12 protein-coding genes are annotated in these 14,965 nt (G+C 37.2%); 5 read left to right on the top strand and 7 right to left on the bottom strand.

Annotated elements, in window-relative coordinates; translation table 11 throughout:
* Positions 1-82: 82 nt before the first annotated feature.
* Positions 83-385, bottom strand: coding sequence for a helix-turn-helix domain-containing protein (locus FVA69_RS11610; protein WP_109912175.1), 303 nt, complete (start codon positions 383-385; stop codon positions 83-85).
* Positions 386-1,098: 713 nt separating this feature from the next.
* The gene (locus tag FVA69_RS21300; protein ID WP_196718413.1) at positions 1,099-1,428 is read right to left on the bottom strand and encodes a DJ-1/PfpI family protein; all 330 of its coding nucleotides are present in this window, start codon (positions 1,426-1,428) and stop codon (positions 1,099-1,101) included.
* Between the two features lie 255 nt (positions 1,429-1,683).
* On the opposite strand from FVA69_RS21300, the gene grxB reads away from it, so the two are divergent.
* Entirely contained in the window at positions 1,684-2,322 is a 639-nt protein-coding gene (grxB, locus tag FVA69_RS11600; RefSeq protein ID WP_004910754.1) for a glutaredoxin 2, read from the top strand.
* A gap of 78 nt (positions 2,323-2,400) precedes the next feature.
* Here the strand turns inward: grxB and FVA69_RS11595 are convergent, their stop codons facing one another.
* Together FVA69_RS11595 and FVA69_RS11590 are read right to left on the bottom strand one after the other, a co-directional pair.
* Positions 2,401-2,838: an META domain-containing protein gene (locus FVA69_RS11595; RefSeq protein WP_164528881.1), complete on the bottom strand. Its 438-nt coding sequence runs from the start codon at positions 2,836-2,838 to the stop codon at positions 2,401-2,403.
* Between the two features lie 14 nt (positions 2,839-2,852).
* Positions 2,853-3,851: a 2-hydroxyacid dehydrogenase gene (locus FVA69_RS11590; protein ID WP_004910756.1), complete on the bottom strand. Its 999-nt coding sequence runs from the start codon at positions 3,849-3,851 to the stop codon at positions 2,853-2,855.
* 234 nt (positions 3,852-4,085) lie between these two features.
* On the opposite strand from FVA69_RS11590, the gene FVA69_RS11585 reads away from it, so the two are divergent.
* Genes FVA69_RS11585 through FVA69_RS11575 form a run of 3 tightly spaced genes read left to right on the top strand, consistent with a single transcriptional unit; the run spans position 4,086 to position 7,233 of the window.
* Positions 4,086-6,683 carry a YdbH family protein gene (locus FVA69_RS11585; RefSeq protein WP_231136485.1) on the top strand — a complete coding sequence of 866 codons (2,598 nt, stop codon included), beginning with the start codon at positions 4,086-4,088 and terminating at the stop codon, positions 6,681-6,683.
* Positions 6,684-6,694: 11 nt separating this feature from the next.
* Positions 6,695-6,907, top strand: a complete 213-nt coding sequence (locus tag FVA69_RS11580) for a YnbE family lipoprotein (protein WP_102140371.1) — start codon at positions 6,695-6,697, stop codon at positions 6,905-6,907.
* Positions 6,904-7,233: a YdbL family protein gene (locus tag FVA69_RS11575; RefSeq protein WP_004910759.1), complete on the top strand. Its 330-nt coding sequence runs from the start codon at positions 6,904-6,906 to the stop codon at positions 7,231-7,233. Before FVA69_RS11580 ends, FVA69_RS11575 begins: the two co-directional genes overlap by 4 nt.
* Before the next feature lie 80 nt (positions 7,234-7,313).
* On the opposite strand, the gene FVA69_RS11570 is transcribed toward FVA69_RS11575, so the two are convergent.
* A complete protein-coding gene (locus tag FVA69_RS11570) occupies positions 7,314-7,913 on the bottom strand; it encodes an FMN-dependent NADH-azoreductase (protein WP_004910760.1) in 600 nt (199 codons plus the stop codon).
* Between the two features lie 214 nt (positions 7,914-8,127).
* Between FVA69_RS11570 and hrpA the strand changes: the two genes are divergently transcribed.
* On the top strand, positions 8,128-12,027 hold the full coding sequence (hrpA, locus tag FVA69_RS11565; RefSeq protein WP_109912178.1) for an ATP-dependent RNA helicase HrpA: 3,900 nt from the start codon (positions 8,128-8,130) through the stop codon (positions 12,025-12,027).
* Between the two features lie 283 nt (positions 12,028-12,310).
* Here the strand turns inward: hrpA and FVA69_RS11560 are convergent, their stop codons facing one another.
* Together FVA69_RS11560 and ydgH are read right to left on the bottom strand one after the other, a co-directional pair.
* Positions 12,311-13,651 carry a basic amino acid/polyamine antiporter gene (locus FVA69_RS11560; protein ID WP_371021248.1) on the bottom strand — a complete coding sequence of 447 codons (1,341 nt, stop codon included), beginning with the start codon at positions 13,649-13,651 and terminating at the stop codon, positions 12,311-12,313.
* Positions 13,652-14,004: 353 nt separating this feature from the next.
* Positions 14,005-14,955: a DUF1471 family protein YdgH gene (gene ydgH, locus FVA69_RS11555; protein WP_109912180.1), complete on the bottom strand. Its 951-nt coding sequence runs from the start codon at positions 14,953-14,955 to the stop codon at positions 14,005-14,007.
* Between the last annotated feature and the right edge of the window lie 10 nt (positions 14,956-14,965).

Here is a 14,965-nt window from a genome sequence, read left to right as displayed (position 1 = left end):
TTAATAATAAAGGCTGATTTTATATTTAGAGTCAGCCTTTATTTTATATTAAAAATGATAATTCGTAGTTATTATAGAAGACTTATTTCAAATCAACAATTATGCTTTCAGCAACATACTGTCGTTCTTTATTGATATGTTCGGATTCATCATTTTTTTCATTTTTTAATCCACTCGTATAACCTTGGAAAAACCATTCAATGGGGCAATTTAGCGCTTCAGCGATATCAACTAAATGATTGATAGGTATTTTATTAATTCCATTTTCATAACGTGAGATTTGCTGTTGACTTAAATTTAATTTATTAGCTAAATTAGCTCCAGATAGACCGAGTTCTTTTCTCCGGTTTTTTATTTTAATACCAATTATAGTATGAATGTCCATATGACATCCTCAATTTATATGAAGGGTTATTATTTAATGCACTTAATTAAAATTACATTTGATAGTATATTAAAAACTAAAGTGTTTTAAAAGATTTAAAGAACATAAATATGATGAAAATCGCGATTTAGAGCTTTAAACATTAATAAATAATAACATTGTTTATAGTAAGGGATTATAACGAAAATAAGTAAAATAGCTAATGCAAGAATTCATCAAACTAAGATTGTTAAAATAAGAATTAATATTAACAAATTTAAATGGATACTTAAAATTTAATGGTTATAAAAAATGGTTAATTATTTTCTTTGTTTTCAGTTAGTTGCTTTCTTTTTGGGATGTGTAAGATTGAAAATGTAAAGTTAAATCATGAGAATAAATGTTAATTTTTTGTTTTTATTGGTTGGCGGAGTTATTATTTGAATAATTAAAGATGACTAATAAATCAATAATATTTATTAGCTATCAAATAAGTTGATTTAAATAAAGCTATGAACATCTTAAATGATTACTTTTGAAAAAGGATCATGATTAGCATCTTTATTCCATATATACTCCATTTTAAGCGCAATATTATTTGCAATGTCTCGGTTATAAAAATCGCAGATAATCTGTAATGACATATCAATACCTGCGCTAATGCCAGATGAGGTATAAAACTTATTATCATGAACCCATCTTGCTTTAGATTGCCATAATACTCGGTCATTGAGTTAAGTTACCCACTGATAAGCGAGCTTATTTGTTGTAGCCTTAAAGCCGTTTAAAAGGGACGTTTGAGCAAGAAGTGCGGAACCAGTACAAACTGAAATGACAGTTTCCGCATACTCGACCTGTTTTTTCAGCCACTGAATATAATCATCATTCTGCGATAATGAGCGAGTACCTTGCCCTCCAGGTATCAAAATATATTGATAGAATGGGGTAAGTATAGGGCGTGTATTGACTGTAACCCCTTGAGAGCTAGTCATTGCCTTTCCTGAAGGTGATATAAATTCAATTTGGCAATGTTCTAAGCGGCCAAATACTTCAACAGGCCCCATAACATCAAGGGTTTCAAAATTATCAAAAGGATAATTGCGATGGAATTTAGCTGCATATTTTTTTCAGGAGTAGCCATTATTAAACGTATTTTGCCATGATCTGTATTTCATTATTGGGATTTTGTGCACTCTATTACATTTATTTTTCCTTGCGCTAAACAAAATTTTACAAGCGTGATAAGACATAAATGTAAGCACTCAAGTATACTGTATAAACCTATTGTAACTTTTATTATCAAATTAGTGAGGTTAACAATGAAATTATATATTTATGACCACTGTCCGTTTTGTGTCAGAGCAAGAATGATTTTTGGTTTAAAAAAGTTAGCAGTAGAGCAAATCGTTTTATTCGATGATGATATAGAAACACCGACAAAAATGATTGGTCGAAAAATGTTACCTATTTTACAAAAAGATGATGGAAGCTATTTACCTGAAAGTTTAGATATTGTTCATTATGTTGATAGTATTAATGAACCTAAATATGCAAAAGGGAGTATTGCTCCTGAAATAGAGACTTGGTCTAAAACGGTTTCGGCGGTGGTATATAAGCTTGTAACACCACGCTTTACTCAAACGGATTTTCCCGAAATCAGTACAGCGGAAGCTAGAGCAGCATATATAAGCAGAACATCAAAATCTTACGGCGACTTAAATGAGCTTAAAAAAGAAACACATACGTTGCTAGTTGAATTAGAGCCGCAATTATCTTTATTAGATGCGTGGTTAGAAACACGGAGCGAAGATATTGATATTAATGATTTTATTATTTTTCCAACCTTACGCAGTTTGAGTATTGTTGAGCACTTATCATTTAGCACAAACATTCGGAATTATATGGAGCGAATTGCAAAATCTACGAATATTAACTTGCTATTTGATAAGGCTAAATAGCTTACTTGGTTGCCAGTTTAGTGGGTTTTGTTAAATGCCAACCGCCTCTAAAAGAGGCAGGTTGTGCAGGATAATCCATTAATGGACGTAGTCACGTAGTGTATAAACTAATTTGTAATGACCCTGAATTAATATTAGCTGATTGTTTTTTAAAGAAATAACAGCGCCATCAGACAGTACTCGGTTTATCATTGAATCCCATTTAGATAAATCTTCATCAACACATTCGAGTTCCGTTCTAGTTAAGTTTTTTACAGTAATTTTTGCGTTTTTGATATCGCCAAACCCGTTAAAATCATTACACATTGATGCAGAAACAAACATTTTCTCGCCAAAAGAAAGGGAAGGAGCTGTTTGCTTACTGTTAATGGCCTTACCATTCACTTCAGTGAGAATAAAACGATGATGCATTAATTTATTTTCAAGTGCTTGGTCATCATTTCGCGCATTGACTTGATGAGTTTGGCAAGCTGCTAGCAATAAACCCAAAATTGTAAGTGGAATTAGGCGTTTCATGGTTCCAGACCCAACTATGCGTTAACAATATTAGGGCAAATTTCCCCGCGACTTATTTGACGGATATTATTAAGCGTAGTTTGACTGATGCTTGTTAATGCTTCTTCCGTTAAAAACGCTTGATGCCCTGTAAACAATACGTTGTGGCAAGAGGAAAGCCGACGAAAAACATCATCTTGTATGACATCATTAGATTTATCTTCGAAAAATAAATCGCGCTCATTTTCATATACATCCATACCTAAAGCGCCAATTTTCTGCGATTTTAGTGCATTAATTGCCGCAACAGAATCGACTAATGCGCCTCGGCTTGTATTGATGATCATGACGCCATTTTTCATCTTCTTGAAGGCATTTTCATCGAGTAAGTGATGATTTTCTGGTGTTAATGGACAATGAAGAGAAATAATATCTGATTGCTCATATAAAGTATCTAAGTCAACATATTCAGCACCCAAATCTAAAACAGCTTGGTTCGGGTAGGGGTCATGTGCGAGTAAACGCATTCCGAATCCCTTTAAAATACGTAGTGTTGCTTGACCAATTTTTCCTGTGCCGATAATACCCGCAGTGCGGTTATGCATATTAAAGCCTGTTAATCCCTCGAGAGAGAAATTTGCATCTCGAGTACGCTGGTACGCACGGTGGATCCTGCGATTAAGACATAGCATCATACCAACAGCATGTTCGGCGACAGCTTCAGGAGAATAAGCGGGCACGCGGACAACCTGAATACCTAATTCTTTAGCTGCTTGTAAATCAACGTTGTTAAAGCCAGCACAACGTAAAGCTAAAATTCGAATATTTAGTGCGGCAAGCTCTTCCAAAACAGCGCGATTAGCTTCGTCGTTAACGAAAATACAGATGGCATCGGCACCAACCGCATTTTTAGCGGTTTGAACCGTCAATGGAAAATCAAAATATTCAATACTAAAATTAAATCCAGAATTTTGATTAACTTGTTCCATGTGCTTGCGGTCATACTGTTTGGTACTATAAGAAACAATTTTCATCATAAAGACTCCAATTTTTAGGAACCAATTAGAAAAGAGTAGGTAAAAAGGTGTACCTACAAAATATAAACTCAGAATAAGGCAATTAAGTTTGTAAATCACCTATAAATTAAGAAAATAGGTATCTGTTTACGATTGAATGTGGTTTATCTTTGTTAGTATCACGTTTAATAAGAAAATTTTGCTGAAAATTATCACGTGCGCTATAGAACAATTCGAACAAGGGACGCAGTAATGCAGTTAATAAAAAGAGCATTCAGAACATTACTCTACTTTTTGGGTGGAAGCGCTGCTCTCTTAATACTCTTATGGATAACGATATCCCACTGGGTGCCAGTTGTCGCATCGCACTATCTTCCTAAGCCACTTAAACTTTCATTTTCAGAACCAAGAATTAGTTATGGTCAATTGGATATAGCAAGTATCAGTATAACAGCAAACAATTGCACTTTGGTTCAATTGAATAGCACAAGGTTTTCTGTCTTTCCCTTGCATGCTATTGTGGATGGTCTTGATGTTAAAACTGAATGTTTAAGTGCTCTTGAGCCAACTAATGAAACAGTTAATGAACCGATTAATATTGCAGAGTTTATCGATAATCTCCCTGTTTTTTCATTAGTTATAAATAATACCAATATACAACCATGGAGTGATTACCAAGGTAGTATCTGGTTGCGTAAAAATCAGGTTAACTCTCTACAGTTTGATTTTAGAGGGGATAATTTAAGATTATCATCTTTAATTACGGCTGAGCATCAATTGGTTATTAAAGATTTCTCTGCGTACCTACCAGAACAAAAGCAAACAATAGAGTTATTTGGTGATGTTCAATTGCCATTAATGGCTAATCAATTTCCCGAAAAGGGGGAATTGAACGCTTACTTTAAGTTAATCAACCCAGAAAAATTTTTACTGGCTGAATTTGGTTGGGTGAATGGCCAAGGGGTATTAACGGTCAAGGATACAGAAACACAAGAAGAATTACTTTATCTACCATGGGCGCTATCACCATCTAACATACAGATATCTCAAGGAAAATGGCAATGGAAAGAAGCAGATATTCCTTTGCAGGGGGGAGTTAATTTTCAAGTCGATAACTGGGATAAAACGTTAAGTGAAATGGTTTTCTCAGGGCGTGTCAATATGCTTACACAAGCGAAGAAAGGTAAAGCTAATATTGTTTTAACACTGCCAGCCACTCAAATAGACTTACTCGATACGAATATTAATTTTAGTTTAAATGGCCAAGTTAAATATGATGACATGGTGCTGGATATTAATTTACCCGCTAAGCTTTCAGGTCAGCTAGCAGCCCCAAAAATTTCTTTTTTATCCAGTTCATTATTAAGAGCTTATGGCCGCCTTTCTGAAACACTTGTTCTGAATGAAGTTAGATTACCACTCGCGGGAACATCATTAAGTGAAGATGGTATTTCAGGGCGTTTACAAGCTATCCTTAAGGTTAAAGAACAGTACTGGGGAGATTTCGACATTCATTTGGATGGTAAAGCCAATAAGTTTGCTTTAGATAAGGGAAAATGGTTTTGGAATTATTGGGGAAATGCCAATTTGCCTTCATTATCAGCTAATTGGGATATTAAGGGTAATGGGAGTTGGCAGGACACTTTAATCACATTAAATAGCTTAAATACAGGGTTTGACCAAATACAATATGGGCTCTTATCGATGAGAGCTCCACGCTTACAGCTAAGTAAGCCATTGGTTTGGCAGCGTGATCAGAATAAAGCCAATTTTAATGGAAAATTACAGCTTACCAGTGAACGGATGCAATTCGGTACTGAAAGTTATCTGCCAAGGATCACATTAAACGCAGATCTTAGTGGAAAATCTCCTGCTGAATTTCAACTTAAAGGCGATTTAAGTACTAAAGATGTAGGGCCAATAGTCATTTTTGGGCGCTGGGACGGTGAAAGATTAAGAGGGGAAGCTCGTTGGCCTGAACAGTCGGTCACGGCTTTTCAAACGTTAATTCCTGCTGACCTTGGTATTGAATTAAAACAAGGAAAATTATTTTCTCAAGCCGCTTTTTCAATAACGCCGGAAGATGGTTTTATTGCAGGAGGACACTGGCGCGTAGAGAATACTAGTCTTTGGTTAAAAGATGGCGAATTATCAGGATTAGATTTTGTTTTACCGTGGCGTTTAAAACAAAGTACTTGGACTTTGGGCGCTAAAGCACCTGTTGAGTTGCGTATTAAGCAGCTCAATAATTTATTCGAATTAACTGATATTAAAGCAGATCTCTCTGGTTCTTATCCGCCAACGGAAAATTCGCCATTAAAACTGACTAATGTAGGCTTTAAAACATTAGGGGGTGAAATATCGATGGATTTACTGCGTTGGCCACAAACTCAAGCCGCTACGATAAAATTAAGGCAGATTGAACTTAGCCAGTTATTTACCATACTAAGAGTGTCGCAATTTGCTGTTTCCGGTAAAGTTAATGGTGAATTACCTTTTTATTTAAATAACCCAGAATGGATAGTTAAAGATGGATGGTTAGAAAATAGTGGGCCATTAACATTACGATTAGATCCCCAATTTGTTGATTCTATCCGAGAAGATAATATATCTGCAGGTTCCGCAATGGGGTGGTTACAATATTTGGAAATAAAACGCAGCCGTACAGATGTTAATGTTACAAATTTAGGGATGTTAAAGATGACAACAATCCTTGAAGGGTATAACACGCAAGAAAAGAAAAAACGTGAAGTTCATTTGCATTATCAACATGAAGAAAATATCTTTCAATTATGGCGTAGTTTACGATTTGGTAGCTCTTTAGAAGAGTGGTTGGAAAAAAATTTATAATGAGCATAAGAATGAACGTGAAAATATTAAAATTCACTACAGCTATATCGATCGCATTGTTGTTATCAGCTTGCTTGCGAGTTGAGGTCGCAACACCGGATAAGCCCATCAATATTAATATGAATGTAAAAATTGAACATGAAATCCAAATAAAAGCGGATAGGCAAGTAGAAGAATTATTGAAAGAAAATAGTGATTTGTTCGGTGAGGTAAATCCTAAATGAGTCGAATTATCAAGGTACTAGCACTATGTTCATTATTGACTGCTTTTCAGACGATAGCAATTACGGTTGATGAAGCCAAAGAAACAGGCCTATTAGGGGAAACACTGTCGGGCTATTTAGCTCCGATTAATACGAGTAACCAGGAGGCAACTAAGCTAGCAGCACAAATTAACCAAGAACGAGAAAAAAGATACAGCGAAATTGCTGCAAAAAATAACCTAAAAACAAATGAGGTCGCTAGGATAGCAGGGCAAAAACTTGTAGAACGGGCAAGTCCTGGGGAGTTTGTGCGTGGCATTAATGGCCAATGGTTACAAAAGAAATAAAAAGCGCACTCAGAAAGTGCGCAAAATATAACAATGGTAGCTTTGGGTTTTAATAATATATGACTTAAAAAGATTATATCTTAAGCGATAATAGTATTTATATGGTTTTGTGCTTGTTGATGTGCTCGTTCAACGGACTCTTGGCCTAACGATGTTCCTTCAGCAAAAACGAACTCAACGTCTGTAATGCCAATGAAATCTAAAAATAATGTTAAATAAGGCACCATGGTATCTGTTGGTGTACCTTTATAGATACCACCTCGACTCGTTAATACATAGGCACGCTTGTCTTTTAATAAGCCAACAGAACCTTGTTCTGTATATTTAAACGTGTGCCCTGAGCGAGCGATAAAGTCGAAGTAATGTTTTAAATGAGAAGAAATCGTAAAGTTATACATTGGAGCTGCAATAACAATCACATCGTGAGCTTTAATTTCATCAATCAACGTATTTGACAGGTCCAAATGTGCTTGTTGTTGTTCTGTTTTCGTGTCACTCGGGCTAAAAGCTGCTAAAATTTCACCGTCAATCGCTGGAATTGGCTCTTTGACTAAATCTCGTACAGTTACTGTATCTGCTGAGTGTTTTTCCTGCCATTGTTGAATAAAGTAATCTGCCATTTTATTGCTTTGTGAATAGTCAGCCAGAATACTTGATTTCAATAGTAATACTTTACTCATGTGTTCCTCTATTTTTAGGTAAAACTTTATTGGTAATGATACGTAAGGTGTAACTGATTGATAGGAAAAAAATTAGATAGCCTTCTTCAAAAAAATTGATGGTATTTTTATGTGATAATAACAATTAAAAATAAAAACGAAATTTAGCCCTTACAAATTGCGAAGTGGATTGGCTAGCGTGTATTGAAATTTATTAAAGATAAGGATTTAACAGGTGAAATCCATTCTGACAGCATTAACCGCTGATATTGGACAAACTTCATTACGTGACCAATGGTTACTAAAGAAAAGAGTGCAAGGTATTGCAAAGATCCAGAACGAAAAATCGCGCTCTGCGGTACTTGACGCTATTAAAATAGATATTGAAAAGGCCAAACAAAAAGTTGAAATTAAACGATTAAATGTGCCTAAAATTGTGTATCCGGATAATTTACCCGTCAGCCAGAAAAAAGAGGTTATTTTAGATGCCATTAAAAAGCATCAAGTAGTTATTGTTGCAGGTGAAACGGGCTCCGGAAAGACCACCCAAATTCCAAAAATTTGTCTAGAACTTGGCAGAGGGGTCCTAGGATTTATAGGCCACACTCAGCCAAGACGTTTAGCCGCACGCTCAGTCGCGACACGTCTTGCTCAAGAACTTGAATGTGAATTAGGTTCAAATGTTGGCTATAAAGTGCGATTTAGTGACCAAGTGAGTGAAACAACTCAAGTCAAATTGATGACTGATGGTATCTTGCTTGCGGAACTACAAAATGACAAATTGCTGTTGCAATATGACACTATTATCATCGATGAAGCTCACGAAAGAAGCCTCAATATCGACTTTATTTTAGGTTATTTACGTCAATTATTACCAAGACGCCCTGATTTAAAAGTTATTATTACATCAGCAACTATTGACCCAGAACGTTTTTCGAAACACTTTAATCATGCTCCGATTGTTGAAGTGTCTGGCCGTACCTATCCGGTTGAAGTCCGTTATCGTCCTATTATGGGAGATCAGAACGATAGCGACCGTGACCAAATAGATGGGATTATAGATGCAGTAAATGAGCTATCTGTTGAAGGTAATGGCGATATATTGATTTTTATGAGTGGTGAGCGGGAAATTCGTGATACCGCAGATGCGTTATCAAAACTTTCTTTACGTCATACTGAAATCTTACCATTATTCGCAAGGCTTTCTAATAGTGAGCAAAATCGCATCTTTCATCCTCATGGAGGACGTCGGATCATTCTTGCAACAAACGTAGCAGAAACATCATTAACTGTACCTGGTATCAAATATGTCATTGATACCGGTTATGCACGTATTAGTCGTTATAGTTACCGTACAAAAGTACAGCGTCTCCCTGTTGAAGCTATCTCTCAGGCTTCCGCTAATCAACGTAAAGGGCGCTGTGGCCGTGTTTCCGATGGGATTTGTATTCGTTTATATTCAGAAGATGACTTTCTATCACGCCCAGAGTTTACAGACCCTGAAATTTTACGGACGAATTTAGCATCAGTTATATTACAAATGACTTCTATTGGTCTTGGTGATATTTCTGCATTTCCATTTGTAGAGGCTCCAGATAAACGTAATATCCAAGATGGTGTGAAATTACTGGAAGAGCTAGGTGCAATTAAGTCCCACAAACAGGCAGATAAAGGCTATCAATTGACAGATACAGGTCGGCAGCTAGCTCAGCTTCCTGTTGACCCAAGACTTGCTCGGATGGTGATTGAAGCACGTAAACATGGTGCAGTACGTGAGACAATGGTGATTGTTTCTGCATTATCAATTCAAGATCCGCGGGAGAGACCGTTAGATAAACAGCAAGCTGCTGATGAAAAACATCGCCGTTTCCATGATAAGCAATCAGATTTCTTAGCCTTTTTAAATCTTTGGGATTACTTAAAAGAACAACAAACGCAGCTTTCTAACGCCCAATTTAGAAAAATGTGCCGCCAAGATTTTCTCAATTATTTACGTATTCGAGAGTGGCAAGATTTATATACCCAGCTGAGGCAAGTGGTAAAAGAGCAAGGTTTTGCAATTAATAGTTCTGAGGCTGATTTTCGAAGTATTCACGTTTCGCTATTGGCTGGGTTACTTTCACATATTGGTCAAAAAGATGCCGATAAACACGAATTCACTGGGGCTAGGAATGCACGTTTTACTATTTTCCCAGGTTCGGGGTTGTTTAAAAAACCACCAAAATGGACAATGGTTGCGGAACTTGTTGAAACATCGAAATTATGGGGAAGAATTGCCGCATCCATCGATGTTGAGTGGGTTGAACCCTTAGCTGAACATTTAACTAAACATAGTTATAGTGAGCCTCATTGGTCAAAATCTGAAGGCGCGGTAATGGCATCCGAAAAAGTGACTCTATATGGGCTACCTATTGTTGCGTCAAGGCAGGTTAACTATGGGAATATTGACCCATTACTATGCCGTGAGTTATTCATTCGTCACGCTTTGGTTGAAGGGGATTGGGTCACTCGCCACGCATTCTTTAAAGAAAATCTGAAATTATTATCAGAAGTAGAGGATTTGGAGCATAAATCACGTCGACGTGACATTTTAGTTGATGATGAAACATTATTTGCATTTTATGACCAACGTATCCCGAATGATGTGATTTCTTCCCGTCATTTTGATAATTGGTGGAAAACAGCATCTAAGCAACAATCTGACCTGTTAAGCTTTGAAAAAAGTATGCTGATTAAAGAGGATGCCAGCAATGTTTCGGCACTTGATTACCCTAACTATTGGCATCAAGGAGATTTAAAATTTCGGTTGAGTTACCAATTTGAACCTGGAACTGATGCTGATGGTGTGACGGTACATATACCTCTTGCTGTATTAAATCAGGTTCAGAATATTGGCTTTGATTGGCAAGTTCCTGGGCTGCGTCATGAGCTAATCGTTGCTTTAATTAAATCACTACCTAAACCTATTAGACGAAATTTTGTCCCTGCACCTAATTATGCTTCTGCATTTTTAGAACGAGTGCCAGAGCCTGAAGGCAGCGTATTGGATAAACTTGAACGTGAATTACGCCGTATGACAGGTGTCACTGTTGAACGTGAATCATGGCAATTAGCGCAGCTTCCAGCCCATTTAAAAATGACGTATCGTGTTGTGGGTGACAAAAATAAAACCGTTGCGGAAGGGCAAAATCTTGATGAGCTAAAAAATAGCTTAAAAGAAAAAGTGCAAGAAACGTTATCTGAAGTTGTGGATGACGGTATTGAGCAACACGGGTTACATATTTGGAGTTTTGGCGAATTACCTCAACGTTATGAGCAAAAAAGAGGCGGATATTCCGTTAAAGCTTATCCTGCGTTAGTCGATGAGAAAAATAGCGTTGGTATCAAGGTATTTGAAACCGAATTGGAACAACAGCAAGCAATGTGGGCCGGAGTGCGTCGGTTATTGCTGTTAAACATTCCATCGCCAATTAAATATCTACATGAAAAATTACCAAATAAATCAAAATTAGGTCTGTATTTTAACCCTTATGGTAAGGTATTAGAGTTAATTGATGACTGTATTGCTTGTGGCGTCGACCAAATAATTGCTGATTTTGGTGGTGCGGTATGGGATGAAGTGCAGTTTGAAAAACTGAAAGAGTTTGCACGTGCAGAATTAAATGATGTGGTTGTTAATATTGCTAAGCAAGTTGAACAAATATTAACAGCGGTGTTTGCTATCAATAAACGTCTAAAAGGGCGGGTTGATTTTTCGATGGCGATAGCGTTATCGGATATAAAAACACAAATGTCGAATTTGGTATTTAAAGGCTTTGTGACCACTCATGGTTGGAAGCGCTTACCTGATATTCTTCGTTATTTAAATGGAATAGAGCGGAGATTAGAAAAATTAGCGATTGACCCTAACCGAGATCGTGCTCAAATGAGTAAGGTAGAGCATGTTCAGAATATGTGGCAACAATGGCTAGCTAAATTATCTCCAATTCAGAGAAATATGCCAGAAGTTCAAGAAATTCGTTGGATGATTGAAGAATTGCGAGTTAGCTTGTTTGCCCAACAGCTTGGAACACCATACCCAATTTCGGATAAACGCATTATGCAGTTGATGGAACACTTATCACAACAGCTGTAAGAGCTATTATTTTTTACTCATTGGCGCTTCACATATTGTTTATGTGAAGCGTTTTTTATTTTAGTTAATCTTGGCTTATTTAGTTACAACATACCAAAGGAAATTAAAAATATAAACTTTCGAGTTCGTACAACAGTCATTTTCACTAAAATAAGAGAGCGAAAAATAGTGAAAGAGGTGGGGGTAATAGAAAATTATTGGGCTATTAAGCGACGAGGGACTAGGATTTTGCAGCAGATTAGGGCTTAAATTTACTCATAAAAATTAAGCCCTTTATATAAGACTAGGCAACCAAATAATAGAGCGCAGGAATAGCGGCTATCGCAATGGCATATGCCATAATTTTTTCAATCGCTTTTAATGGCATTTGGTTGGTTTGCTGCTGACGAGCATAGAAAAAGACCAAAATACCTGGAGCATACAAAACGACAGATAATAGCAAATTAATTAACCCTGATGCATAAAGCAGCCATAAACCATAAAGGCTGGCAATAGCTCCAACGGCAAGTAATGCTTTATTATGACGTTCAAAAGCCACTTTTACTAAAAATGCGCCAACAAGGAAATAAGGGACTAAAATCATTTCAGAGGCGATGGTAAGCAATGTGTTGTAATTACTCCCACTAAGCCAAATAAGAACCAAAGATAGTTGTACTGCACCATTGGTGAGCCATAAAGAAGATGATGGTGCATCATTTTTATTTAATTTGTTGAATATTTTAGGGAATGATTGATATTGGGCTGCGATATAAGGTACTTCCGCAGCCATAATAGTCCAGCTTAGATAAGCCCCACAAACGGAAATAATTAGGCCTGCCGCAATAATAATATCACCACTCGAACCAATTAAATTTACCATGAGCGGAGCCATGGATGGGTTTTTTATTTCTGCGAGTTCAGCTCTAGGCATGATACCTAGGGAAAGTAAGGTAACAAGAATGTAGATAATTAATGCAGAACTTACTGCAAAAATTGTTGCTAAGCCAACATCACGGCGATTTTTAGCTCTAGCAGAAACGACAACAGCACCTTCGATACCAATAAATACCCAGAGTGTAATCAGCATGGTATCTTTAACTTGTTCCCAAACCGGAACACCAAATTCGATACCACTAAAATCTGCATTGAAAATATCAAGTTTAAACGCAAAAAAAGCCAATACAATAAATAAGCCAAGAGGAACCAATTTTGCCATTGTAGCAAGTTTATTAATCCCAGCGGCTGTCTGTACCCCTCGAAGAACTAAATAATGAACAAACCAGAGAAGTATGGACTCTCCGATTAGAGCTTGCCATGTATTCCCATCACCAAAAACAATGTTATCAGGCGTATCCGTAAAAAAACTGATTGCTGCGAATACGATAACGAGATAAGACACATTGGCAACTACCGCACATAGCCAATACCCCCAGGCTGAACAAAAACCAATTAATTCCCCGAAGCCGACTTTTGCGTAAGTAAATATTCCACCGTCAAGGTCAGGACGTATGCGGGAAAGTAACAATAGGGCAAATGCTAAAAAGAGGATACCCACACCTGTAATTGACCAACCAATTATTAATGCGAGTGGGCTGGCAACTTCCGCCATATTTTGAGGGAGACTAAAAACACCGGCGCCAACCATTGAGCTAAGAACTAGCGCTGTTAGTGCGGTAAGACTCAAAGTATTTTTCAAAGTAAATCCTGAACGTTCAGAAATCAAAAGTTAAAATGACGTTAAAATGCCATTGCAATAATTAGTTTAACTAGTAGCCATTAAAAAAGCAGATAGAATGACTACATGTTTTCATAGGTGTGGATTCTACGAACGAAATGACAGATATGCAATGGCAATGTATGCATTTTTAAAGATGTTTTATGCACTTTTTTAAAAGAATGGAAGTGAATAGAGCCAAAGAAAATAAATAACGTAAAGAGAAAGTATAAAAACAAAAAAACCAGCCGAGTAGGCTGGTTTTAACATCACGTAATACTGGGTTATTTAAACAAGTCAGCACTGATGGTGACACTTCCACCATTAGATTGCCATTCTCTTGTAATATGGAAATACTTAGCCCCTTTAGCTTCAGCACGTTTTGCTATTTGGTAACGTACTTCTGGCGTATTGGTGTAATATCCTGAGAATGTAATAGAGTCAAATGGAACCATTTGAGCTGCTGCTGTTTTGTTCACTTCTTCAATAACATAGCCACTTGGCAGAGTCACACTAGTACGACCTGGCTGGCTGCTAGAGGTTTCAAAGAAACGACCGACTGCGCTTGTTGGCTCTTCAGAAGATGCAACACCTGGGATACGTACTTTTTTAGCTGCTTCACCGCCTTCAGCTAATAGAGCTCGACCAGCTTCTGAATCAGCAGGAACCACTGCGTCTTCATTAAGTACTTGTCGTTTCGGGGCATCTTTCTTATAGATGTAAGCCGTTGCTAATGTGTTTCCACCATCATTCATTGCGATATTACGAACCACATAGAATGAGGCTGCATTTTTTTCAAGGGCTTTTTTAGCAATAGCCTCATAGAGGTCTGGTTGAGAAGGGTAAAAACCGCTTACCGTAACAGTATCAAAAGGCTCATATTCTGTTGCGTCAGTTTTTGACATTTCTTCAACACCACCGAATACACGACGTTTCGGTGTACCAACTTCTGGTGCATCTTTTGCGTAGACATCTGCAACAACACGCATGTTGCCGCTATCACCTACATCATCAAGGCTTTGAATGTAAAAGGCATATGCCCCCATTTTATCAGCCCTACGGGAGACTGCATCGGATGCTTCATAAATAGCATTAAAGCGCCCGGTAACTGTTATACGCTCATAAGGTTTTAATTCAGTAGCCTGTTTTGGCGTCAATTCAACAGCCGCCTGAGTAGCAGTTATACTAGTTAATGATAACACCGCGGCTGCGATGACCGTAGTTTTCAGCTTCATACAAAATCCT

Source organism: Providencia sp. PROV004, assembly GCF_011045615.1.
Taxonomy (GTDB): Bacteria; Pseudomonadota; Gammaproteobacteria; order Enterobacterales; family Enterobacteriaceae; genus Providencia; species Providencia rettgeri.
Note: the sequence above shows the minus strand (reverse complement) of the source record. Positions and strands in the feature narration are given on the sequence as shown.

Coding starts and splice junctions, on each gene's coding strand:
- FVA69_RS11610 (WP_109912175.1), bottom strand. CDS start 385: ATGGACATTCATACTATAATTGGTATTAAAATAAAAAACCGGAGAAAA.
- FVA69_RS21300 (WP_196718413.1), bottom strand. CDS start 1,428: ATGGGGCCTGTTGAAGTATTTGGCCGCTTAGAACATTGCCAAATTGAA.
- grxB (WP_004910754.1), top strand. CDS start 1,684: ATGAAATTATATATTTATGACCACTGTCCGTTTTGTGTCAGAGCAAGA.
- FVA69_RS11595 (WP_164528881.1), bottom strand. CDS start 2,838: ATGAAACGCCTAATTCCACTTACAATTTTGGGTTTATTGCTAGCAGCT.
- FVA69_RS11590 (WP_004910756.1), bottom strand. CDS start 3,851: ATGAAAATTGTTTCTTATAGTACCAAACAGTATGACCGCAAGCACATG.
- FVA69_RS11585 (WP_231136485.1), top strand. CDS start 4,086: ATGCAGTTAATAAAAAGAGCATTCAGAACATTACTCTACTTTTTGGGT.
- FVA69_RS11580 (WP_102140371.1), top strand. CDS start 6,695: ATGAACGTGAAAATATTAAAATTCACTACAGCTATATCGATCGCATTG.
- FVA69_RS11575 (WP_004910759.1), top strand. CDS start 6,904: ATGAGTCGAATTATCAAGGTACTAGCACTATGTTCATTATTGACTGCT.
- FVA69_RS11570 (WP_004910760.1), bottom strand. CDS start 7,913: ATGAGTAAAGTATTACTATTGAAATCAAGTATTCTGGCTGACTATTCA.
- FVA69_RS11560 (WP_371021248.1), bottom strand. CDS start 13,651: ATGGTTGGCGCCGGTGTTTTTAGTCTCCCTCAAAATATGGCGGAAGTT.
- ydgH (WP_109912180.1), bottom strand. CDS start 14,955: ATGAAGCTGAAAACTACGGTCATCGCAGCCGCGGTGTTATCATTAACT.